The 21615-nt window shown below is 41.6% G+C and carries 18 protein-coding genes; 15 read left to right on the top strand and 3 right to left on the bottom strand.

What is annotated here, in order from left to right; all coding sequences use genetic code 11:
• Nucleotides 1–17: 17 nt before the first annotated feature.
• The 7 genes from AC3KVK_RS13765 (at nucleotide 18) to AC3KVK_RS13735 (ending at nucleotide 7109) form a co-directional block, all read left to right on the top strand.
• Entirely contained in the window at nucleotides 18–2420 is a 2403-nt protein-coding gene (locus AC3KVK_RS13765) for a zinc-dependent metalloprotease (protein WP_490312716.1), read from the top strand.
• An 83-nt stretch (nucleotides 2421–2503) separates the two neighbouring features.
• A complete protein-coding gene (mpl, locus tag AC3KVK_RS13760; RefSeq protein WP_490312717.1) occupies nucleotides 2504–3859 on the top strand; it encodes a UDP-N-acetylmuramate:L-alanyl-gamma-D-glutamyl-meso-diaminopimelate ligase in 1356 nt (451 codons plus the stop codon).
• A 22-nt stretch (nucleotides 3860–3881) separates the two neighbouring features.
• Nucleotides 3882–4499 carry a flavin prenyltransferase UbiX gene (locus AC3KVK_RS13755; protein WP_490312718.1) on the top strand — a complete coding sequence of 206 codons (618 nt, stop codon included), beginning with the start codon at nucleotides 3882–3884 and terminating at the stop codon, nucleotides 4497–4499.
• 2 nt (nucleotides 4500–4501) lie between these two features.
• Nucleotides 4502–5434, top strand: a complete 933-nt coding sequence (locus AC3KVK_RS13750) for an ABC transporter ATP-binding protein (protein ID WP_490312719.1) — start codon at nucleotides 4502–4504, stop codon at nucleotides 5432–5434.
• Complete coding sequence (locus AC3KVK_RS13745; RefSeq protein ID WP_490312720.1) at nucleotides 5427–6194, top strand: ABC transporter permease; 768 nt, start codon at nucleotides 5427–5429, stop codon at nucleotides 6192–6194. The genes AC3KVK_RS13750 and AC3KVK_RS13745 overlap by 8 nt, the downstream gene beginning before the upstream one ends.
• A complete protein-coding gene (gene trmB, locus AC3KVK_RS13740; protein WP_490312782.1) occupies nucleotides 6194–6868 on the top strand; it encodes a tRNA (guanine(46)-N(7))-methyltransferase TrmB in 675 nt (224 codons plus the stop codon). Before AC3KVK_RS13745 ends, trmB begins: the two co-directional genes overlap by 1 nt.
• A 55-nt stretch (nucleotides 6869–6923) precedes the next feature.
• On the top strand, nucleotides 6924–7109 hold the full coding sequence (locus AC3KVK_RS13735) for a hypothetical protein (RefSeq protein WP_490312721.1): 186 nt from the start codon (nucleotides 6924–6926) through the stop codon (nucleotides 7107–7109).
• Nucleotides 7110–7232: 123 nt separating this feature from the next.
• Here the strand turns inward: AC3KVK_RS13735 and AC3KVK_RS13730 are convergent, their stop codons facing one another.
• Nucleotides 7233–9128, bottom strand: a complete 1896-nt coding sequence (locus AC3KVK_RS13730) for an EAL domain-containing protein (protein WP_490312722.1) — start codon at nucleotides 9126–9128, stop codon at nucleotides 7233–7235.
• A gap of 312 nt (nucleotides 9129–9440) precedes the next feature.
• Between AC3KVK_RS13730 and panP the strand changes: the two genes are divergently transcribed.
• Nucleotides 9441–11069: a pyridoxal-dependent aspartate 1-decarboxylase PanP gene (gene panP, locus AC3KVK_RS13725; protein WP_490312723.1), complete on the top strand. Its 1629-nt coding sequence runs from the start codon at nucleotides 9441–9443 to the stop codon at nucleotides 11067–11069.
• A 56-nt stretch (nucleotides 11070–11125) separates the two neighbouring features.
• Here panP and AC3KVK_RS13720 read toward each other — a convergent pair whose 3' ends face one another.
• Nucleotides 11126–11632 carry a glycine cleavage system transcriptional repressor gene (locus AC3KVK_RS13720; RefSeq protein WP_490312724.1) on the bottom strand — a complete coding sequence of 169 codons (507 nt, stop codon included), beginning with the start codon at nucleotides 11630–11632 and terminating at the stop codon, nucleotides 11126–11128.
• 217 nt (nucleotides 11633–11849) lie between these two features.
• On the opposite strand from AC3KVK_RS13720, the gene AC3KVK_RS13715 reads away from it, so the two are divergent.
• The 7 genes from AC3KVK_RS13715 (at nucleotide 11850) to AC3KVK_RS13685 (ending at nucleotide 20650) form a co-directional block, all read left to right on the top strand.
• Nucleotides 11850–14084, top strand: coding sequence for an ABC transporter permease subunit (locus tag AC3KVK_RS13715; protein ID WP_490312725.1), 2235 nt, complete (start codon nucleotides 11850–11852; stop codon nucleotides 14082–14084).
• A gap of 15 nt (nucleotides 14085–14099) precedes the next feature.
• Nucleotides 14100–15746, top strand: a complete 1647-nt coding sequence (gene pstA / locus AC3KVK_RS13710) for a phosphate ABC transporter permease PstA (RefSeq protein WP_490312726.1) — start codon at nucleotides 14100–14102, stop codon at nucleotides 15744–15746.
• Nucleotides 15747–15778: 32 nt separating this feature from the next.
• Complete coding sequence (gene pstB / locus AC3KVK_RS13705) at nucleotides 15779–16606, top strand: phosphate ABC transporter ATP-binding protein PstB (RefSeq protein WP_490312727.1); 828 nt, start codon at nucleotides 15779–15781, stop codon at nucleotides 16604–16606.
• 56 nt (nucleotides 16607–16662) lie between these two features.
• Nucleotides 16663–17370 (top strand): phosphate signaling complex protein PhoU, encoded by a 708-nt coding sequence (phoU, locus tag AC3KVK_RS13700; protein WP_086744626.1) that lies wholly within the window; start codon nucleotides 16663–16665, stop codon nucleotides 17368–17370.
• Between the two features lie 165 nt (nucleotides 17371–17535).
• Entirely contained in the window at nucleotides 17536–18213 is a 678-nt protein-coding gene (locus AC3KVK_RS13695) for a TIGR00153 family protein (protein WP_490312728.1), read from the top strand.
• A 38-nt stretch (nucleotides 18214–18251) separates the two neighbouring features.
• A complete protein-coding gene (locus tag AC3KVK_RS13690) occupies nucleotides 18252–19520 on the top strand; it encodes an inorganic phosphate transporter (protein ID WP_490312729.1) in 1269 nt (422 codons plus the stop codon).
• 212 nt (nucleotides 19521–19732) lie between these two features.
• Nucleotides 19733–20650 carry a hydrogen peroxide-inducible genes activator gene (locus AC3KVK_RS13685; RefSeq protein ID WP_490312730.1) on the top strand — a complete coding sequence of 306 codons (918 nt, stop codon included), beginning with the start codon at nucleotides 19733–19735 and terminating at the stop codon, nucleotides 20648–20650.
• Nucleotides 20651–20654: 4 nt separating this feature from the next.
• On the opposite strand, the gene AC3KVK_RS13680 is transcribed toward AC3KVK_RS13685, so the two are convergent.
• A complete protein-coding gene (locus tag AC3KVK_RS13680; RefSeq protein ID WP_490312731.1) occupies nucleotides 20655–21527 on the bottom strand; it encodes an HDOD domain-containing protein in 873 nt (290 codons plus the stop codon).
• Nucleotides 21528–21615: the final 88 nt, after the last annotated feature.

Below are 21615 nucleotides of genomic sequence, written 5' to 3'. Positions count from 1 at the left end.
CAAACAAAGGTAAAATTATGTTGAAAAGCCGAGGTTTTCTTTTTCTTACTCTGAGTCTGTTATTGAGTATTGTAACTCAAGCACACGCTTCACTTAAGTCAATTAATGAATTTACTCGCGATATGAATCAATATCCGGGTTTTTTTTCATTTTATGTCGATGACAGCAGTGGCAAACTGTATCTTGAAGTTGAAAAACTCGATCAAGCATTTTTACTGCAACAAAGCTTACCGATGGGACTTGGTTCGAATGATATTGGCTTAGATCGCGGCCAGCTAGGTGACACCCGTTTAGTGAAATTTGAAAAAATGGGTAATAAACTGATGCTCCGTCAAATCAATACTTATTATCGAGCGAATACCGACAATAAAGCTGAATTACAAAGTGTTAAAGAAGCGTTTGCATCGAGTATTTTGTTTGGTTTTGAAGTCAAAGCGAAAACAGCTAAGCGATTTTTAGTTGATTATACTCCTTATTTGTTATCGGATGTGCATGGAGTCTCTCGTACGCTTGCGGCGCGTAATCAGGGGAGTTTCTCACTCGATTTGTCACGAAGTGCGATTTATATGCCTCGCTCTAAGTCGTTTGCCAAAAACACAGAGTTAGAAGCCGTGCTGACCTTTAGCGGCAGTAAGCCCGGCGAGTTTGTTCGTCAAGTTAGTGCTGATCCTTACAGTATTTCATTAAATATGCATCACTCTCTGATTGAATTACCCGATGATAATTTCAAACCGCGTGTATTTCATCCTCAATCGGGCTATTGGAGCATCGAGCATAAAGATTATGCGGCTCCTTTGAGTGAGTCGATGTATGTACGTTATATCCCACGCCATCGATTAAGCAAAAAAGACCCGCAAGCAGCGATTAGTGAGCCAGTTGAGCCGATTGTGTATTATTTAGATCCGGGTGTGCCTGACCCAGTAAAAACCGCTTTATTAGAAGGCGCGTTATGGTGGAATGATGCATTTGCACAAGCTGGTTATAAAAATGCCTTTCAAGTTAAAGTCTTACCTGAACATGCCGATCCGATGGACATTCGATATAACGTGATCCAATGGGTTCATCGTGCTACACGGGGTTGGTCTTATGGTTCGTCGGTCATAGACCCTCGTACTGGTGAAATCATTAAAGGGCATGTAACACTGGGCTCGTTGCGTGTACGCCAAGATATTTTGATTGCTGAGGCGTTAGCTGCACCGTTTGTTCGTGGCGATGAAGTTAATCTGACTTTGCAAAACATGGCATTAGACCGTATTCGTCAACTTAGTGCTCATGAAGTTGGCCATACCTTAGGCATTGCACATAACTTTTCGGCGTCGGTTAAAGATCGTGCATCTGTCATGGACTATCCGCATCCATTGGTGAGTTTTAATGAGGATGGCCGTTTTAATACCGAACAAGCCTACGCCAAAGGGATGGGACTGTGGGATACACAAGTGATCAAGTATGGTTATGCTGATATCGCACCTGATCAAGAAGCTGCGTTTTTAGCTCAAGTATTAAAAGAGAATAAGCAGCATGGTTTAGAATTTATTTCTGATAGCGATGCACGTGCCAAAGGAGGTGCTCATCCGACTGCTCATTTATGGGATAACGGTGCAGAGCCGGTGACAGAACTTAAGCGTATTTTAGCTGTACGTCAAAAAGCCTTGGCTCAGTTTGGGATCAAAAATATTAAAAATGGTACCGCGTTGTCACAATTAGAAGAAGTACTGGTTCCGCTGTACTTACTTCACCGTTATCAAGTAGAAGCAGCGGTTAAGTTAATTGCGGGAGTTGATTATCAGTATGAAGTGCGCAGTGAGCATGCGGTAATGGGAAATCAAATAGTCTCTGCAGCGGAACAAAAAGCCGCTTTTGAGGCATTACTTTCCACAGTAACGGCTTCAAATTTAGTGATCCCTGAGTCAGTGTTAGCTTTGATTACCCCTAAAGCGTATGGCGAAAGTAAAACACGCGAAAGCATTAAAGGACGCACAGGGTTAACGCTCGATGCGATGGCGTTGCCAGAAGTGGCTGCCCAACATAGCCTTGCTTTGTTATTGCACAGTGATCGATTAAATCGTTTACAGCAGCAAAAAATGCGAGATGCCAGTCAGTTTGGTGTGCGAGATTTAATTTTTGCGCTCGCAGAGCAGATCTTTTTTGCAGATAAAGAGCAAGCGATGGCAGAGAAAGTGCAACAGCGAGTGCAAATGTTGACTGCGGTTCTTATGGCTGAGCAAAGTATCAACCCAGCCGTCGCCCCTGAAGTGCAGGCTGAGCTTTATTCTCAGTTAAAATATATAGCTAAAAAATATCAGCGTAGCCATGGCGTTTTTGAGCAATATTTATCTGATGAGATAAAATTGTTTTTGTCGACTGGCGCGTGGTCAGCACGGTTTAGTCCATTAGTTATGCCGCCGGGCTCGCCAATTTAACCGTGCTAAGTTAAGTTAATTTTGGCATCATAGAATACCTGACTTTGTTCAGGTATTTTTTTGACCTTTTTAAAGAGACATTCATGCATATTCATATTCTCGGGATTTGTGGCACCTTTATGGGTGGCATTGCAGCATTAGCTAAATCATTAGGCCATACCGTGACAGGATCTGATTTAAATGTGTATCCGCCGATGAGTTCACAGCTAGAAGAGTTGGGCATTACCTTAACGCAAGGGTACGATCCAAGCCAGTTAGAGCCTCGCCCTGATATTGTCGTGATAGGTAATGCCATGAGCCGTGGCAATCCGTGTGTTGAATATGTGTTAGAAAAAGGCTTGCCTTATACCTCGGGCCCAGAGTGGTTAAAACAGCATCTATTACAAGATAGTTGGGTGTTGGCTGTTGCCGGTACGCACGGTAAAACGACCACAGCAAGCATGTTGGCATGGATTTTAGAGTATGCGGGACTAAAACCAGGATTTTTGATTGGTGGGATTGTGCAAAACTTTGGTGTGTCGGCTCGTTTAGGTGACACGCCATTTTTTGTCATTGAAGCAGATGAATACGATACGGCTTTTTTTGATAAACGCAGTAAGTTTGTTCACTACTTGCCACGTACGGTGATCCTTAACAATTTAGAGTTTGACCATGCGGATATCTTTGCTGATTTGGCGGCAATCGAGCGACAATTTCATCATTTAATGCGCATAGTGCCGCAAAATGGCAAGGTTGTTTATCCCTCAGACGATGACGCCCTAAACCGTGTCATCTCTCAAGGTTGCTGGAGTGAGAGCGAGCAACTAGGTGCTGACTGGAGTTATGAATTAACTCAAGCTGATTGCAGTGCCTTTAATGTTAAATTGGCTGGCGAAATCTTAGGGGAAGTGAAGTGGCAGGCGATGGGTGAGCATAATGTCAAAAATGCCATGATGGCGATCGCCGCCGCGCGTCATGTTGGGATCCCGGTTGAATCATCCATTGATGCGTTAGCTGAATTTATCTCCCCGAAACGCCGCATGGAGCTCAAAGCAAGTGTCGCTAACATTAACGTGTATGACGATTTTGCCCATCATCCAACCGCTATTAAAACCACTTTAGCGGGTTTACGCGCTAAAGTGGGGACGAAAAAAATCCATGCGATTTTAGAGCCGCGCTCAAACACCATGAAAATGGGCGTGCATAAAGACACTTTATTGAACTCTTTAGCAGCTGCAGACGTAACGTATCTATTTGAACCAAAACAGTTAGACTGGTCGTTACATCAAGCTGCCGATTTAGCGGCTGCGCTGTGTTTTGATAACGTGGACGAGATTGTGGCGGCATTGCTTGAACGTGTCGCCTCAGGCGATCAAGTATTAGTGATGAGTAATGGTGGTTTTGGTGGCATCCATGACAAAATTATTACAGCTTTAGAAAAGAAATTTGACCTGTCTTGAATCAATTTAAATAAGTGAAATCATGAGTGAATTTAAACCGCCTGTTACTTTAGCTTTTAGTGGTGCATCTGGTGCCCCTTATGGCTTAAAGTTACTTGAAGTGCTGATTAAGCAAGGTCACAGTGTGTATGTACTTATCAGCAGTGCAGCACGTGTGGTGCTTGATGTTGAGTCAAATATCAAACTTTCAGGTAGCGAAGAAAAAGCCACCGCACAATTAAGTGAACGCTTTAATGCTCAGGTAGGGCAACTGAAAGTCTTTGGTAAAGATAATTGGTTTTCGCCGGTGGCGTCAGGCTCTGCAGCCCCCAAAAAAATGGTGGTGTGTCCGTGTAGTGCTGGCACAGTGTCAGCAATCGCGATGGGTGCGTCGGATAACTTACTTGAACGCGCCGCAGATGTCGTCATTAAAGAAAAAGGTCAGTTGATATTAGTGCCGCGTGAAACACCATTTAGTGAAATCCACTTAGAAAACATGCTGAAATTGGCGAAAATAGGCGTGACTATCATGCCAGCTGCGCCGGGTTTTTATCATAAACCCGAGTCGATAGAAGATTTAGTGGATTTTATGGTAGCACGAATATTAGATCACCTCGGTATTGAGCATCAGCTGATGCAACGCTGGGGATATGGGGAATAAAAATGACACATGCATTAGCGATCAGTGGATTGCAAAAAACCTACAAAAATGGAGTAGTAGCGGTTAAAGGGATTGATTTAACTGTAGAGCAAGGTGATTTTTTTGCCTTACTCGGCCCCAATGGCGCCGGGAAATCGACCACAATTGGTGTGATTTCATCTTTGGTAAACAAAACCGCTGGTGATGTCTCGGTATTTGGTTACAGCATCGATACTGAATTAGAAAAAGCGAAGTCGTGTTTAGGTTTGGTACCGCAAGAGTTTAATTTTGGTCAATTTGAAACATTGCAACAAATTTTAGTTAATCAAGCGGGCTATTATGGCGTACCGCGTAAAGAAGCCTACATTCGTGCAGAAAAATACTTAGGCAAACTAGGGCTTTTAGATAAAAAAGACTTACAAGCACGCTCGTTATCAGGCGGAATGAAGCGCCGTTTAATGATTGCTCGTGCATTAATGCATGAGCCAAAATTGTTGATATTAGATGAACCAACTGCTGGGGTCGATATCGAACTACGTCGTTCGATGTGGGCTTTTTTAAAAGAGATCAATCAGCAAGGGGTGACCATTATTTTGACCACTCATTACCTTGAAGAAGCCGAAATGTTATGTAAGAACATCGCGATTATTGACCAAGGTACCATAGTTGAAAATACCACGATGAAACATTTACTGAGTAAGTTAGATAAAGAAACCTTTGTGTTTGATTTAGCCGAAAACATCAGTGAAATTACCCTAGAAAATTATACAGTGAAACAACTTGATGAACACAGTATTGAGGTCGAGGTTGCTAAATCTCAAGGACTGAATGATGTGTTTAGCCAACTTAGTGCACAAGGGCATCAAGTGCTGAGTATGCGCAATAAAGCTAATCGTTTAGAGGAGTTATTTGTTGGGTTATTAGCGCAAACTGCAGGAGGGAAGCATCATGCCTAACTATTTTGTCGCACTTAAAGCGATTTGGATGAAAGAGTGTATCCGATTTTTGCGGATTTGGGTGCAAACGTTAGTGCCACCAGCGATTACGATGACCTTGTATTTTGTTATTTTTGGTAACTTAATCGGCTCGCGAATTGGTGAAATGGGCGGCTTTAGTTACATGGAGTTCATCGTACCGGGTTTGATAATGATGTCGGTGATCACGAACTCGTATTCAAATGTCGCGTCGAGCTTCTATTCGACTAAATTTCAAAAAAGCATTGAGGAGCTACTTGTAGCGCCTGTACCAAATTACATTATTGTGCTGGGTTATATTGGTGGTGGGATGGCGCGAGGCATGCTGGTGGGCTTGATTGTGACTGTGGTATCACTGTTTTTTGTTGATATTCAAATTCATAACCTATTCATCATCGTACTAACTGTGTTACTAACCTCTGCAGTGTTCTCGCTGGGAGGCTTAATAAATGCGGTGTATGCCAATAGTTTTGATGACATTAGTATTATCCCGACTTTTATTTTAACGCCGTTAACCTATTTGGGGGGGGTGTTTTATTCGATTACCTTGTTGCCTGATTTTTGGCAAGGTGTTTCGCAGATTAATCCAATCATTTATATGGTTAATGCGTTCCGCTATGGCTTTTTAGGCGTGAGTGATGTCGACTTAACGGTGGCATTGGGTGTGTTGATCGGATTTATAGTGGTGTTATTTTTTACCGCGTTAACATTGATTAAAAAAGGTGTGGGGCTAAGACATTGATAGAAAAGGCTAACTCTCGAAGCATTACCACTAATCAAGCTGGAGTGCATGAGAAGCTCGAAGAGGTGGTGTTGCGTCATTTAAAGGCTGAGTTTCAAAAGCCAATCGCTGCACATACCCAAACGGCATTTGATCAAGTAAATGCAAAAGTGCAGGCTTTTTCGGGGCCGATTATTTTAGATTCGTGCTGTGGTGTGGGAGAAAGTACGGCCAATATTGCGAAGTTACACCCTGAAGCTTTGGTTATTGGCATTGATAAATCGGCACATCGCCTAGATAAGCACGAGGTAGAATACAAGCAAACTCAGAGCGGCCAATACATGTTGGTGCAAGCTGATTTAAATGATTTCTGGCGGTTGGTGCTCCAAGCAAAATGGCAGCCGACCCATCATTATTTGTTGTATCCAAATCCTTGGCCGAAAAGTAAACACCTGCAGCGCCGCTGGCACGGTGGAGCTATTTTTCCAACGATTGTTGCTATTGGTGGAAAATTAGAGTTACGCAGTAATTGGAAAATTTATGTTGAAGAGTTTGCTGCGGCATTGGCGTTGACAGGCCATTCAACAGATGTTGAAGTGTATCAAGCTGAGCAATCAATTACCCCTTTCGAGCGTAAGTATTGGGCCAGTGGCCAGCAAAGCTATCGCTTGGTTATTGATTTGCCCCACGTGTAGTATGAAAAAAGGGCGTTGATCCATTTTTGTGTTGATTCGAGATTAAGATCGCCTCATGGATAATGCCCAGTTTGCCAACTTTCAAGCTAAGTTAGAACCGCTAACTTTTGTTCAATTAAAATTACTCCGACAGTATGCAGAGGAAATGATTTCTTCGAACCATGTTGGCAAAGCTGTTGTTGTGCATGAGGAGGGCAAAGACTCAGCGTTGGAATATGCAATAAAACTTTTAGGTGAATAACCAGATAGAAATTAATTGAAGTTGAGCTGCACTTAACAATTGATAAAGTGCGAAATATTCAATTACCAACATAGCAATAGAGCAGCGCCGAAAAAAGTCAGAGATCTAGTCTGGCTTTTTTATTTAGCTGATCTGCTTTGTTGGCCACTTTTTGAACTCGGTTGTTTTTTCTATGTTGGCTTGTGGTTCAGAAAAATAGAACCCTTGCATTAACGTCACCCCAGCTTTTAAAAGGGTGTCGAGGATGAGCTTATTTTCTACCGATTCAGCAATGAGTTGCAGGTTGACTTGGTTGGCAAAACTCGCAATGTGCTCAATAAACAGATACACATCGGGATCGTTGGCGATTTGCTTGACTAACGTGCCATCGAGTTTTATCCCATCAACATTCAGTTTTAATATATTAGAAATGTTCGAGTAACCAGTGCCAAAGTCGTCGATCATTACTTTTACTCCCTTAGCTCTGACTTGATCGATAAAGGCTTTTACTTCTGCAAAATTAGCGATGGCTTCTGTTTCGAGTAATTCAATGGTGATATTGCTTGGGTTGGGATAGCGTTTGAGTTCATCTTCTAAAAAGAGTGCCAAACTGGGATCGAGCATATCTTGGGCTGTTAGGTTTATGCTCCACTGTGTCGATGTGCGGCGAAATTGTTCTGCACATTGGCTAAACATAGTTCTGGTTAATTGACCGTCCATACGGCTGCGATTAATTACAGTAAGAAACTCTTCGGGTTTGAGGTAAGTATCTTCGTCAACTTTGATGCGTGCCAGACATTCATATTGAACAATCTCATTATTGGTTAAACAGACGATAGGTTGAAAAAAGGGCACTAGTAACTGTTCATTAAACGCTTCGCGTACGTTTTTGGCCATTTTCACATTATAAAGATATTGGCTTTTGATTTTGTGCAGTGAATCTGAGTAGCGTACCAAGCTATGACGACTTTGCTTGGCTTGAGCTGCTGCAATATGAGCGTTTTCAAGTAATAAGTCTTTATTGCCTTGGGCAATGCCGCTACACAATGTCACATAAATAAAGGGCTCTTTGATGATGGGCGTATTGTGATTAAATTGATTAATCAGGTGTTCAAGGGCATCGGTTTTAGTGAGATCTTGGGTCAAAACCACAATTTTATTGGTTGATAAACGATAGAGGCTGTAGTGGTCGTCAGAAAGTTCTTTGAGCCTTGTCATCAAACGCTTTATAACAGTGTCGCCAATTTTAGTGCCATAAAAACTGTTTATGTCTTCTAAATCATTGACCCATATGACCGCCATCAATAAATGAAGTTGTTTACTTTTTCGTAAGGTGTTTTCTAGGGCGATATGATTAGCAAATCCTGTCGCACTGTCCGTTCCATAGCTACGTTTAAGGAGTTGGACATAGACCACAGCTACGAGCACAGCAATAAAAAAGAAGAAGCAACTAGTGATAATGGCTTGGCTGACGCTGGTATTGAGTCGAGCTTGTAAATCTTTAATTGTTATGTCTGCACCGGTGAGATAAACCCGACCATCTGCAGATGTGAACGGTACAAATATGGTTTTAAAATGGCCCCATTGATCTGAAGAGTATTCAAAAAGGGGCTCGGTAGAATAAAAGGCTGCTTTATTTAGTTCGGTTGCTTCTGAGTAGAGATCGAAAAAATAGGTGATTTTATTCTTTTTAATATCGTCGGCCGTATAGCTAGAAGCGCTAAAATGGACATTGCCATCAATAAGGATCATGGCATAAACATATTCAAGGTCGAGTTTTTTTGTAAAGTCAGAGAGTTGCTTACTTTTTAATAAGTATTCTTCTCGGCTGATGTGATTGAGGTCGTTAATGTTATCGTGATAATTAGGACCTAAAATATGCTGAACGCTCAGAGCGGCATCGAGCAACTTATCATCGACAGAGGCCATTATCTCTTTATAAGTTAATTGATAGCTGTAATAAACGTAGCCACTTAAACTAAGTATAAAAGTAAGAAAGCCAGCCGCCAACCAACTTAAATGCGCATGTCGTGATGTCATTACTTTCCTTGTTGGGTTGAATCCAAGATTATCAGTAGATAGGGACAAAGTTAGAATAACTGGCAAAACAAATAAAGCCAATTGCTTTTTTTGCAACGCTGTTCGACTATGGTTAATTGAGTTGACTGTGAGTGTTTATTAAAGAAATGTGAGGTGTAGAGAGCCGTCAAAAATCAATAACCAGTACTTAAACGTGATGTTTGATTGCACCATTTTGCTATAAAAGGAGACATTTCGTGTCATATCTATTACAGTTAGCGGCAATTTGTTTAGCTATCCAAATGTTAATAATTTGGAACACTAGGTAGTAAGATGGAAGCAAAGCGTTGTGCCGTCGCTTCAGAAGAAAGTTTAATGCGCATTTTTACCGTACCGGAAGCACCAGGTTCTACCTTAGCGAGAATCGAGCAAGAGATTTCGAGTAATTTAGCCGGCTTTCTGAATGAAAATATTGCGGCAATAGAAAAACCATTACATGAAATCGAGAAAGATTTTCAGTTAGCTAATATCCCTGAAGAGCCAACATTTGTCTCTGATCATGCTCAGCAGATCATGGATCAATTAGTCGCTCATTCTGTGCATACGGCTGCCCCAAGCTTTATTGGGCATATGACATCAGCATTACCACATTTTGTGTTACCTCTGTCAAAGTTGATGGTGGGATTGAACCAAAATTTAGTGAAAATTGAAACCTCAAAAGCCTTCACTCCCCTTGAACGTCAAGTGCTAGGCATGATGCATCACTTAGTGTATGGGCAAAATGATGGGTTTTATCAAAAGTGGATGCACAGTGCTAAAAATGCATTAGGGGCGTTTTGTTCTGGCGGTACGGTTGCAAATATTTCGGCTTTGTGGATTGCGCGTAATCGCTTACTTCGTCCAGATGGCGATTTCAAAGGAATTGCAAGCGATGGCTTGATGGCTGCAATGATGCATTATGGTTATAAAGGTTTGGCCGTATTGGTGTCAGAACGCGGTCATTACTCGCTTGGTAAAGCGGCCGATGTTTTAGGAATTGGCCGTAAAAACTTTATTGGTATTGCGACAGATAGCAATAATAAAGTGGATATGGCGGCAATGCGAGCAAAAGCCCAAGAGTTAGAAGCTCAAGGGATTAAAGTGATGGCGATTGTAGGAGTTGCTGGAACGACTGAAACCGGAAATATTGATCCACTCAATGAAATGGCTGATTTGAGTGAGCAATTAGGTTGTCATTTTCATGTGGATGCAGCGTGGGGCGGAGCAACATTGTTATCTAACAATCACCGTCATTTGTTAGCGGGTGTTGAACGTGCAGATTCGATTACCATTGATGCCCACAAGCAAATGTATGTGCCGATGGGGGCTGGGATCGTTTTATTTAAGGACCCAGAAGCATCTAATGTTATCGAGCATCATGCTGAATATATTTTACGTAAAGGCTCAAAAGATTTAGGGAGTCACACGCTTGAAGGGAGTCGCCCAGGAATGGCGATGCTCGTGCATGCGTGTTTGAGTATAATTGGTCGTAAAGGCTATGAAATGCTCATAGATAAGGGCATTAAAAAAGCGCAGTACTTTGCGCAACTGATTAATGAAGATCCAGATTTTGAGTTGATTTCAGAGCCAGAGCTCTGCCTACTCACCTATCGGTATGTGCCTGCTAAAATTCAGCAGATCCTTCGTTCTGCAGACGAAGAAACCCGTATGGAAATTTATATTGCTTTGAACCGCTTTACGGCCAGTATGCAAAAACGCCAGCGCGAAGCTGGTCGCTCGTTTGTGTCTCGTACGCGTTTGACACCTATGCAGTATCAACAATTACCCACAGTGGTTTTTAGAGTGGTGTTGGCCAACCCTTTGACATCGGAAACGATTTTACAAAATATATTGGCTGAGCAAAAAGAGCTCGCGCAAAGTGATCCCATATTTAAGAAGTATCTGCAGAAATATTTAACTTAAGCAGCAACAAAAAAAAGAGCCGAGGCTCTTTTTTTGTTTTGAGATGTGCGTTTGTTTTAGGCTTCATTTTCGACATCGACCATTACATCAGAAGTCAAAGACTCTAGCGCTAAAATGACTTCATTTTTATCTAAGCCTTTGGGTAATTCGACCGTAGCAACCGCATTAAATAATGGCACGCCCCAGTTAGGTGCGCTTTGTTGTTTGGATGTGAAATGCACAATACTTGCCCCTTTATGGCGAATAATGCTCGATAACTCCTGAACAATACCTGGGCGATCATTGGCCGTAATCACAAAGTTCAGGTGATGGGGCACATTAAGTTCAGTGTGCTCACCGACTTCAATTTTAATATCAAGACAAGCGAAAGACTCAAGCGCATTTTGCAGTCCTTCTAAATGAGTTTCAGGCACTTCTATTTGTAGAATGCCCGCAAAATGACCGCATAAATGGCTCAAGTTGCTGGCTAACCAATTACCGTTGTGTTGCAAAACAATGGCTGAGAGTTGTTCGACTAAGCCAGGTTTATCCTCGCCAATCAAGGTTAATACTAACTGCTTCATAAAATATACTCTGTAAGAAAGTTGGAAAGATTGTTGTTATTTACCCAATACAGTATTAACACGAACATGTGCTTTGTCCAACCCTTAGGGACTTTAAACAGGTAAATCTCTTGTCATATATTTGTCATTAAATCGCAATGTTTTGTATTCGGTGTAACATTACTGTCATCTTGACGAAATATAATGCACAGCAATTTTAATGCTGAAGGATATTTTGATGACTTCAAATCCGACAAAATCCAGCTTTCATACGGATCGAAGCCGTCTGATAAAGGACAAGCTCGCGCAACTGAGTATTTCAGCCGGTGGTGTAATGGTGCTGGTTGCTTTATTGATGATCTTTTTTTACTTATTGTATGTCGTCCAGCCCATTTTTGAATCGGCAGAAATACATAAGCGTGGTGAGTTTACCCTAACAGAGCAAGGTAAAGTGGCTGCTTTGGGAATGGAAGAGCAAACTGAAATCGCTTATGTGTTGATGGAGTCGGGCGAAGTCTCGTTTTATCAGGCTAAAGGCGAGTCGTTAGGCAAAAAGTTAAGCAGCCTACCCGTTGATGCAAATACGACACCGATTAGCTTTGCGAAAGCGGCGCCACACTTAGGTTTATATGCTTATGGTTATTCCGATGGGCATATTGCCATCCTCAAGCCAGCATTTAATGTTACGTTTCCGGGTAATAAACGTGTTATCACTCCTGAAATTCGCTATCCATTAGGTGATACACAATTTTTGGTTGATGAGCAGTCTCAAGGTATTAAGTTATTTGCATTTAGTCGCACAGAAGAAAGTGTCGCTGCATTGGCTTTAACGGATGATCGCCGTGTTGTTTTCACTAGCTTTACTGCTGAAGAAAACTTTATGACCGATGAAATTGAATGGGTGCCTACCTATAATGAACTCGATATCGAAGGGCGTGTGGATGAGTTATTGCTATCGCCTGATAATACTCGTGCGTTTGTGCGTTCCGCCAATCAAATCTATATCTTCAATACGCGAGATCCTGAAGATGTAGAGTTAATTCAGGTGCTTGCAGCTAATGCTGAAAATGCAAACTTAGTGACATCCTCTTTACTAGCAGGTGCAAACTCACTGATGTTAGCTAATGACAACGGTGAAGTGTCACAGTGGTTTGAAGTGAACGCTGAACAAGGGCGTGAATTTAAAAAAATCCGTACTTTTGCAACACAAGACAAGCACATTGTTGGTGTTTATCCTGAGTACTTTCGTCGTAGCTTTTTTACGGTCAATAAAAGTGGTGATTTAGGGGTGTACTACACCACAAGTCAAGCCACTTTATGGCAAGGTAATATTGCGTCAGGCAAGATTAATCAGTACTCGATGGCGCCACGCTCTAATGCTGCAATATTAGTCTCAGAGAAAACGGTTAGCGTGATTGATATCACCAATGAGCACCCAGAAGTAACGTGGTCGTCATTGTGGCAAGAAGTTTGGTATGAAGGTTATCCAGAGCCAGCTTACATTTGGCAATCAACGTCTGCAAGCGATGACTTTGAATCGAAGTTTTCTTTAGTGCCTATTTCGTTTGGTACCTTAAAAGCGGCAATGTACGCGATGTTGTTTGCGGTTCCTATCGCACTTTCTGCAGCCATTTATACTGCCTACTTTATGTCACCAGATCTTCGTAAGGTTGTTAAACCAACCGTTGAAATTATGGAAGCGTTACCGACGGTTATTTTGGGTTTCTTGGCGGGGCTCTGGTTAGCACCTATTTTTGAAGAGCATTTGCCGGCCATTATCGTGCTGCTGATTGCTTTGCCTGTAAGCATGTTATTAACCGCGTTTTTATGGACAAAACTCCCAGAAAAAGTACGCCATTTTGTCCCTGAGGGTTCACATGCGGTGTTATTAATTCCAATCGTTTTGCTGGTTGGTTTTATGTCTTTTTCAGTGAGCCCAACCATTGAGCTGTGGTTCTTTGGCGGCAATGTACGAAAATTTTTAACCAATGAGCTGGGCTTGACGTTTGACCAACGTAATGCACTTGTTGTTGGTATTGCAATGGGATTTGCGGTTATTCCGACTATTTTCTCGATAGCAGAAGATGCGGTATTCAGTGTCCCTAAACATTTATCGAATGGCTCGTTAGCCTTAGGGGCGACCCAATGGCAAACTTTGGTTCGTGTTGTGTTATTGACGGCGAGCCCAGGTATTTTCTCTGCGGTGATGATGGGCTTAGGTCGTGCGGTCGGAGAGACCATGATAGTACTGATGGCGACGGGTAATACACCGATTATGGATTGGAGTATTTTCCAAGGAATGCGAACCCTTGCTGCGAATATTGCGGTGGAAATGCCAGAATCGGAAGTAGGAAGCACTCACTATCGTATCTTGTTCTTAGCTGCTTTTGTGTTGTTTATTTTTACTTTTGTCTTTAACACGATTGCTGAGTTTGTTCGTCAGCAGTTGCGTGAAAAATATAGTTCACTTTAATTGGAGGCATGACAGATGAAGTTATGGTTTAAGTCAGGTTCTCCATGGATCTGGATGACAGGCGGTGCAGTTAGTATTAGTTTGATTTCTGTACTGGGACTTTTAGCGCTCATCGCGTGGCGCGGGTTAAGTTTCTTTTGGCCTTCTGCTATTTATCAGTTTGATCTCGAGAATGCGACGGGCAAAGTGCGTGTGATTGGTGAGATTTACGATCGCGAGTTTGTCCCAACGTCTCGCTTACTTGAAGCGGGCATTGATTTAAAAGGCCATCAAGAAGAAACCATTGAGCGTGTGTTAATAAAAACCGGTAATCGTGAATATGTGGATTTAGATTTTCGTTGGTTATTATCGACAGATATCGTCAAACAGACCACACCGAAAGGTTTGGCCATGTTTGAGCGTAGCAAAAATGGTAATTTCTATGGTTACGTTGAATCTGTGGTTGAAAATGGTCAGCCCGTTACGACTGACAAGCTTGCAAAGTTGGATGAATTAGTTGAACGTGCGGTTGATTTAAATGATGAAGCGCTTGATTTGCAAAATGGGCCGATTGGTCACATCAATTATGAGCTTGAGCGCATTCGCCTAAAAGAGCGGGCTTTAGAGCTTAAAGATGAATTAACCGCGGAGCGCAAAGCAGAGCTTCAGCAACACCGAGAAACTTTAAAGCAAGAGTACTCGGTTCTGGAAAAAGAGCTGTTTGCACTGCGAGATCAAGCAAAGCGTGATCAGGTTATTGTCCGTGACATGCGCGACGAATTGGTAACATTGCCACTATATCAAGTGTTGGATGTAACGTTTGCAAACGATATGAGCTTTATTGCCAAATTAGGCCATTACTTTGTGCAGTTAGGTAAGTTTGTTGCTGATGATCCGCGTGAAGCTAACACTGAAGGTGGGGTTTTTCCTGCTATTTTCGGTACTGTCTTTATGGTCATGCTGATGGCTGTAATAGTCACGCCATTTGGTGTGGTAGCAGCGATTTACCTTCATGAATATGCAGCTAAAAATGCAGTCACTAAGATGATCCGTATTGCTGTTATTAACCTCGCAGGTGTGCCTTCGATTGTTTATGGTGTGTTTGGTTTAGGCTTTTTTGTTTATATGTTGGGTGGCAGTATTGACCAACTTTTCTATCCAGAAGCTTTACCAGGCCCAACGTTTGGTACTCCTGGTGTTATTTGGTCGGCGTTGACGCTGGCTATTTTAACGTTACCAGTTGTGATTGTGTCAACTGAAGAAGGTTTGTCGCGTATTCCGAGCTCGGTGCGTCATGGTTCGTTAGCATTAGGGGCGACACAAGCCGAAACGTTATGGCGTATTATTGTGCCCATGGCCAGCCCCGCAATTATGACGGGGTTGATTCTAGCGGTTGCTCGCGCAGCTGGTGAAGTTGCACCTTTGATGTTGGTCGGGGTGGTAAAAATGGCACCCACATTACCAGTGGATATGAATTTCCCGTTTATTCATGTTGATCGTAAATTTATGCACTTAGGTTTCCATATCTATGATGTGGGCTTCCAAAGCCCGAATGTTGAAGCGGCTCGACCTCTTGTTTATGCGACGGCGTTTTTATTAGTGTCAGTGATTATTGCACTAAATATTACGGCTATCGGCATTCGTAACCACTTACGTGAAAAGTTTAGAGCCTTAGAGCACTAATCCAGTATCAAATTTTAAATAGGTAACTTTTAATGATTACAGTAGCACCACAAGTCAGTCAATCTGCAACCAACTTGAAATTAGATCTGGAAAACTTATCTCCAGAGCAGACGGCGTTAGAAATTAAAAACTTAGATTTGTTTTATGGTGATAAACAAGCGCTTAGTAATGTTTCAATGAAAATCCCTAAAGGGCAAGTGACGGCGTTTATCGGCCCATCAGGTTGTGGTAAGTCAACTTTATTGCGTTGCATCAATCGTATGAATGACTTAGTTGATTCATGCCGCATAGAGGGGGAGATTTTACTTCACAATGAAAATATTTATGACAAGCGCGTTGATGTTGCTGCACTTCGTCGTAATGTCGGTATGGTATTTCAACGCCCTAATCCTTTTCCAAAATCGATTTATGAAAACGTGGTTTATGGGTTACGCTTACAGGGTATTAAAGATAAACGTCAATTAGACGAAGTTGTTGAACGCTCATTACGCGGTGCTGCTATTTGGGATGAGGTCAAAGATCGTCTACATGATAGTGCGTTTGGTTTGTCAGGTGGTCAGCAGCAACGTTTGGTGATTGCGCGTTCGATTGCTATCGAGCCTGAAGTTTTGTTACTTGATGAACCAACCTCGGCACTCGATCCTATTTCAACATTGGTTATTGAAGAGCTGATAAATGATTTAAAAGATAAATATACTGTGGTAATTGTTACTCATAACATGCAACAAGCGGCGCGAGTGTCAGATCAAACCGCGTTTATGTATATGGGTGAGCTGATTGAATACGCAGATACTAATACACTATTTACCACGCCATCGAAAAAGAAAACAGAAGATTATATTACTGGTCGCTACGGTTAGTTTGCTGTGAGTTAGAAGGTGAGTGGTCGGACTACAGAGTTAAGTGAGAAATTTTAATGGAACATAATATTCATAAACACATTTCGGGGAACTTTAACCAAGAGCTCGAAAATGTTCGCAATCATGTGTTGAGCATGGGTGGCTTGGTTGAGCAGCAACTTAATTCAGCGCTTGATGCAGTACTAAATAATGATGCTGATTTAGCGCGAAAAGTCCAAGAAGGTGACTTTAAAGTCAATGCGATGGAAGTGAGTATTGATGAAGAGTGTACGCGCATTATTGCAAAGCGCCAGCCTGCCGCTAGTGATTTAAGATTAGTGGTCGCAATCGCAAAAACAATTGCAGATTTAGAGCGTATTGGCGATGAAGCACGTCGCATTGCTAAAGTAGCTTTGGATTCATTCAATAATGAGCAACAAGATTTATTAGTCAATATTGATAATATGGGCCGCCAGGTCTCGAAGATGTTGCATGATGTGCTAGATGCCTTTGCTCGCATGGATGTGAATGCTGCATTTGCGGTACACAAAGAAGACGCTAAAGTTGATCGTGAATATGAAGCCTTAACGCGTCAAATTATGACTTACATGATGGAAGATCCTCGCTCTATTCCTAAGGTCATGAACCTTGTATGGTCTGTGCGTTCACTGGAAAGGATTGGTGATCGTTGTCAAAATATAGCGGAATATGTCATTTACTTTGTAAAAGGCAAAGATATTCGACATGTATCTCAAGATGATATCGAACGAGATTTAATGAGCTAAGTTGATAATAAATATAGCTTTAAATTTTTATTAATCTTTTATCGCAGCATTTTTGAATAAGGCAATCGTGCCTTTGGTTTTAAACGATAAGAAAAGTCGTTCACAATCAGCAGTAATACTGTAAAATTCAGCGCTGCGAAACTACTAGTTACTTAAGGGTAAGTTATGTCTGGTAATGCTTTTTTAGGTGTCTTTGCAAAATCACCTATACAGCCAATGGAAGAGCATATCAAAAAAGTTCATCAAGCAAGTGCGATTTTGGTTGATTTTTTTGAGCATGTTTTTAACAAAGAGTGGACTCAAGCAGAAGAAATTCGTCTTCAAATCAGAACGCTAGAGCGTGAAGCCGATGCGATGAAGCGCGATATTCGTTTGCAATTACCACATGGTTTATTTTTACCTGTTGCGCGTACTGATTTATTAGAATTAGTCACTCAGCAAGATAAAATAGCAAATAAAGCCAAAGATATCGCAGGCCGTGTTATTGGCCGTGAAATGGATATTCCTAAAGAAATTCAAACGGATTTTATTGCATATCTAAAACGTTGTGTTGATGCAACAAAGCAGGCTTCTAAAGCAATCAATGAATTAGACGAGTTACTTGAAACAGGCTTCCGTGGCCGTGAAGTAAAACTAGTTGAAAAAATGTTGGTTGAGTTAGATGCAATTGAACAAGATACGGATGATTTGCAAATTAATTTGCGCCGTAAACTTCGTCAAATCGAAGCTGAACTTAACCCAATTGATGTGATGTTTTTATACAAAATCATTGAATGGGTCGGTGAGTTAGCTGACATTGCAGAGCGTGTGGGTTCTCGTTTAGAACTTATGTTAGCGCGTTAATCCAACTCGTTTAAATTAAAGCAAAAAAAGGTTTTTCAATGGATATCATTGCATCCTACGGCACTACATTAGTTATTATCGCCGCAATTGTTGGCTTTATCATGGCTTATGGTATTGGCGCGAATGACGTTGCAAATGCGATGGGCACATCAGTCGGCTCAAAAGCACTTACGATTAAACAAGCAATCTTAATTGCTATGGTCTTTGAATTTGCTGGTGCGTATCTAGCCGGCGGTGAAGTTACATCAACGATCCGTAAAGGTATCATCGACTCAGGAATGTTTGTCGAAATACCAGAACTACTTGTACTCGGAATGATCGCAGCATTGCTAGCCGCGGGTACTTGGTTATTAGTCGCCTCAGTTTTGGGCTGGCCTGTTTCTACTACTCACTCAATTATCGGTGCCATTATTGGTTTTGCCGTTGTTGCTGTTGGCACTGAAGCTGTTCAATGGGGCAAAGTATTAGGAATTGTTGGTAGCTGGGTTGTGACCCCTGCAATTTCTGGATTTATTGCTTACTTAATCTTTATGAGTGCTCAAAAGCTTATTTTTGATACTGAATCACCGCTTAAAAATGCAAAGCGTTATGTGCCGATTTATATGGGCTTAGCGGGCTTCGTGATGTCTCTTGTGACAATCAAGAAAGGTTTGAAGCACATCGGAATTAATTTAGGCACGATGGAAGGATATTTACTTTCAATCGCAATTGCTGTGATTGTCGCGATTATCGGTGCTGTGGTTATTTCTCGTTTAAAAATGGATCCAGAAGCTGATCGTGACATGCAATTTACGAATGTTGAACGCGTATTTGCGGTTCTGATGGTTCTTACAGCGTGCTGTATGGCTTTTGCCCACGGTTCGAATGACGTTGCTAATGCAATTGGGCCATTAGCTGCAGTTGTGAGTATCGTGCAGCATGACGGTGAAATCGTTAAGAAGTCTGAATTGGTTTGGTGGATTCTACCATTGGGTGGATTCGGTATTGTTGCCGGTTTAGCTATTTTAGGTAAAAAAGTGATTAAAACAATCGGTGAAGGCATTACACACCTAACGCCAAGCCGTGGTTTTGCTGCTGAGTTGGCCGCTGCATCAACAGTGGTCATTGCATCTGGTACAGGTTTGCCAATTTCAACCACTCAAACCTTAGTTGGTGCGGTTTTGGGTGTCGGTATGGCACGCGGTATTGCGGCCCTTAATATGGGGGTTGTTCGCAATATTGTAATCTCTTGGGTTGTGACCTTGCCTATCGGTGCAGTATTAGCTATTGTTATATACTATATATTAGTGGCCTTGTTTGGCTTGTAGTCATTAGGACTAATATCACAGACTTTTAGCTTGAAAAGGCCTCAATACGGTTTTGTATTGAGGCCTTTTTTTATGTTTGCTCAGTAAAATACCATCGCGATGGTGAGCTTTGAGTAGCCTGTTACTATAGGCATGTCATTAGAGTATTCACTTGCATTTAGCTGTTTAATTTGTTTTTATGTATTAAATTTAATTAATAATCAATTTTAACGATGAACCACCTTCCTAGCATCAAACAACTGCAATACCTTCTTGCTGTCCATCAGCATCAGCATTTTGGGCGTGCAGCATCTGCCTGTTTTATCGGGCAATCCACGTTAAGTAGTGCTATTCAAACATTGGAAGAAAACTTAGGCTGTCAACTTATCGAACGCGAGAATCGCAGCTTTATGTTTACCGCGATTGGTGAAGAGGTGGTCGAAAAAGCACGCAAAATAATTGACGATACGATGAGTTTAAAGGAATTGACTCAAAGCTTTTTGTCGCCACTTTCAGGCACGTTAACATTAGGTATGATCCCAACAATAGCCAGCTTTATTGCGGCTGACTTGTATTGTTTTTGTCAGCAAGAGTTTCCGCAACTTGAGCTGGTATTAATAGAAGATACCAGCGAACGTTTACTCGATAAACTAGAGAAGGGCCAAGTGGACTTGGCTATATTAGCGTTACCGTTTAATACAGACAAATACCACACTCAAGTTTTATCACATGACAGATTCAGTTTAGTAATGCATGAAAAGTATGATGCTGGTCAGGATATCCATGACTTTAATTTGTTACCTAAGTCGAGTGTTTTTTTGTTGGAGCGAGAGCATTGCTTATCTGACCATGCGATTAGTGCTTGTAACCTGACACAAGATCAGTGTATTAATCCGTTTGAAGCTGCCAGTTTACACACTTTGTTAACTATGGTTGAAAATCAATTAGGGGTGACTTTTTTACCTCAGTTAGCGATTAATGCTGGAATTTTAAATCATAAACCAATGCGGGTCATCCCAGCTCAAGATGATGCCTATCGTGATATCGGTCTACTGTGGCGAAAGACTACCGGTCGGATCCGAGACTTTCGCCTATTTAGTGAAAAAGTTGGGCCATTCTTTCAGAAAAAGTGTGCGCTTGAGGCCAAGTAATCGCCTAAACATGGTAAATATTATCAATACCAGCGTTATGTAATACTTCACCCAGATCAAGCAATTGAAAATCTTCTAAATGCAGTACATCGAGAATTTGTACTGCATTTTTTTCCCATTCAGGATCTGGGTTGACACCAAACAAAAGCTCAGTGCTTCCTGTCATGTGCTCGGCCAACTTTAAAATTGCAAACATCTCTTTTTCTGATTGCTCTCCAGTGGCCAACATAATGTTTGGACTATGATGATAAGCGATAACGTTACACATGTGGTATTCGAGACCCCATGACTGAGCAATTAAAAAACCAAGCAACTCATGGGAAGTATCAAAATGCTGCTCTTCATATTCACCGATAATAGCACCTGTCTGGTAGCCTTCTCGCACGATCTCAGGGTATTTAGGGGACTGAGAAAGCATCAATGCCATCCCTGCATTATGAAATAAACCTATTGTGTAACAGTCATCAGCAAAATCATTACCTAGCTCTAAGTATTGCGCTAACGCAATAGATGCATTGCCAATTTTAGTGGCACTGTTCCAGAGTTTCTGGGTAAAAATATCTTCATTTCCATCACTGAGTGTAAAGCGTAATACAATGCTGTTAACTAACTTAATTAAGCGTTTTTGCCCTAAAAACATACAGGCATGCTCTATGGTCGAAATTTTACGAGGGAGGCTAAATAACGGGGAGTTGACGACCTTGAGAGTAAAGCCGGCTATACCGACATCTTGGTTAATACAGGCTGCAATATTTTTAATATTAGGCGTGTCTTGTGCAATTTCTGCCTGAATTTGTTTGAGCATTTCCGGACGCGGAGGGATAGTAAAGCCTTCGAGGGCTGATTCAACTTTTGCCATATCCAGTGTAGTTGGCATAAACAAATATCCTAATAAGTTATAAGCTTGTTTAGTTTTATTAAGTCTAGTTTAAAAACAAAAGTTTCAACAAAATAAACTTTTTAAA

The sequence above is a fragment of the Pseudoalteromonas sp. J2K-J979 genome (assembly GCF_058169715.2).
The sequence above is the reverse complement of the archived record's forward strand: the minus strand, read 5'-3'. Positions and strand labels throughout refer to the sequence as shown.

Bases quoted from the DNA above. Each gene is read 5' to 3' on its own strand.
- mpl (WP_490312717.1), top strand. From the start codon at position 2,504: ATGCATATTCATATTCTCGGGATTTGTGGCACCTTTATGGGTGGCATT.
- phoU (WP_086744626.1), top strand. From the start codon at position 16,663: ATGGAACATAATATTCATAAACACATTTCGGGGAACTTTAACCAAGAG.
- AC3KVK_RS13680 (WP_490312731.1), bottom strand. From the start codon at position 21,527: ATGCCAACTACACTGGATATGGCAAAAGTTGAATCAGCCCTCGAAGGC.
- AC3KVK_RS13735 (WP_490312721.1), top strand. From the start codon at position 6,924: ATGGATAATGCCCAGTTTGCCAACTTTCAAGCTAAGTTAGAACCGCTA.
- AC3KVK_RS13750 (WP_490312719.1), top strand. From the start codon at position 4,502: ATGACACATGCATTAGCGATCAGTGGATTGCAAAAAACCTACAAAAAT.
- AC3KVK_RS13755 (WP_490312718.1), top strand. From the start codon at position 3,882: ATGAGTGAATTTAAACCGCCTGTTACTTTAGCTTTTAGTGGTGCATCT.
- pstA (WP_490312726.1), top strand. From the start codon at position 14,100: ATGAAGTTATGGTTTAAGTCAGGTTCTCCATGGATCTGGATGACAGGC.
- AC3KVK_RS13720 (WP_490312724.1), bottom strand. From the start codon at position 11,632: ATGAAGCAGTTAGTATTAACCTTGATTGGCGAGGATAAACCTGGCTTA.
- AC3KVK_RS13745 (WP_490312720.1), top strand. From the start codon at position 5,427: ATGCCTAACTATTTTGTCGCACTTAAAGCGATTTGGATGAAAGAGTGT.
- panP (WP_490312723.1), top strand. From the start codon at position 9,441: ATGGAAGCAAAGCGTTGTGCCGTCGCTTCAGAAGAAAGTTTAATGCGC.
- AC3KVK_RS13685 (WP_490312730.1), top strand. From the start codon at position 19,733: ATGAACCACCTTCCTAGCATCAAACAACTGCAATACCTTCTTGCTGTC.
- AC3KVK_RS13690 (WP_490312729.1), top strand. From the start codon at position 18,252: ATGGATATCATTGCATCCTACGGCACTACATTAGTTATTATCGCCGCA.
- pstB (WP_490312727.1), top strand. From the start codon at position 15,779: ATGATTACAGTAGCACCACAAGTCAGTCAATCTGCAACCAACTTGAAA.
- AC3KVK_RS13730 (WP_490312722.1), bottom strand. From the start codon at position 9,128: ATGACATCACGACATGCGCATTTAAGTTGGTTGGCGGCTGGCTTTCTT.
- AC3KVK_RS13715 (WP_490312725.1), top strand. From the start codon at position 11,850: ATGACTTCAAATCCGACAAAATCCAGCTTTCATACGGATCGAAGCCGT.
- AC3KVK_RS13695 (WP_490312728.1), top strand. From the start codon at position 17,536: ATGTCTGGTAATGCTTTTTTAGGTGTCTTTGCAAAATCACCTATACAG.
- AC3KVK_RS13765 (WP_490312716.1), top strand. From the start codon at position 18: ATGTTGAAAAGCCGAGGTTTTCTTTTTCTTACTCTGAGTCTGTTATTG.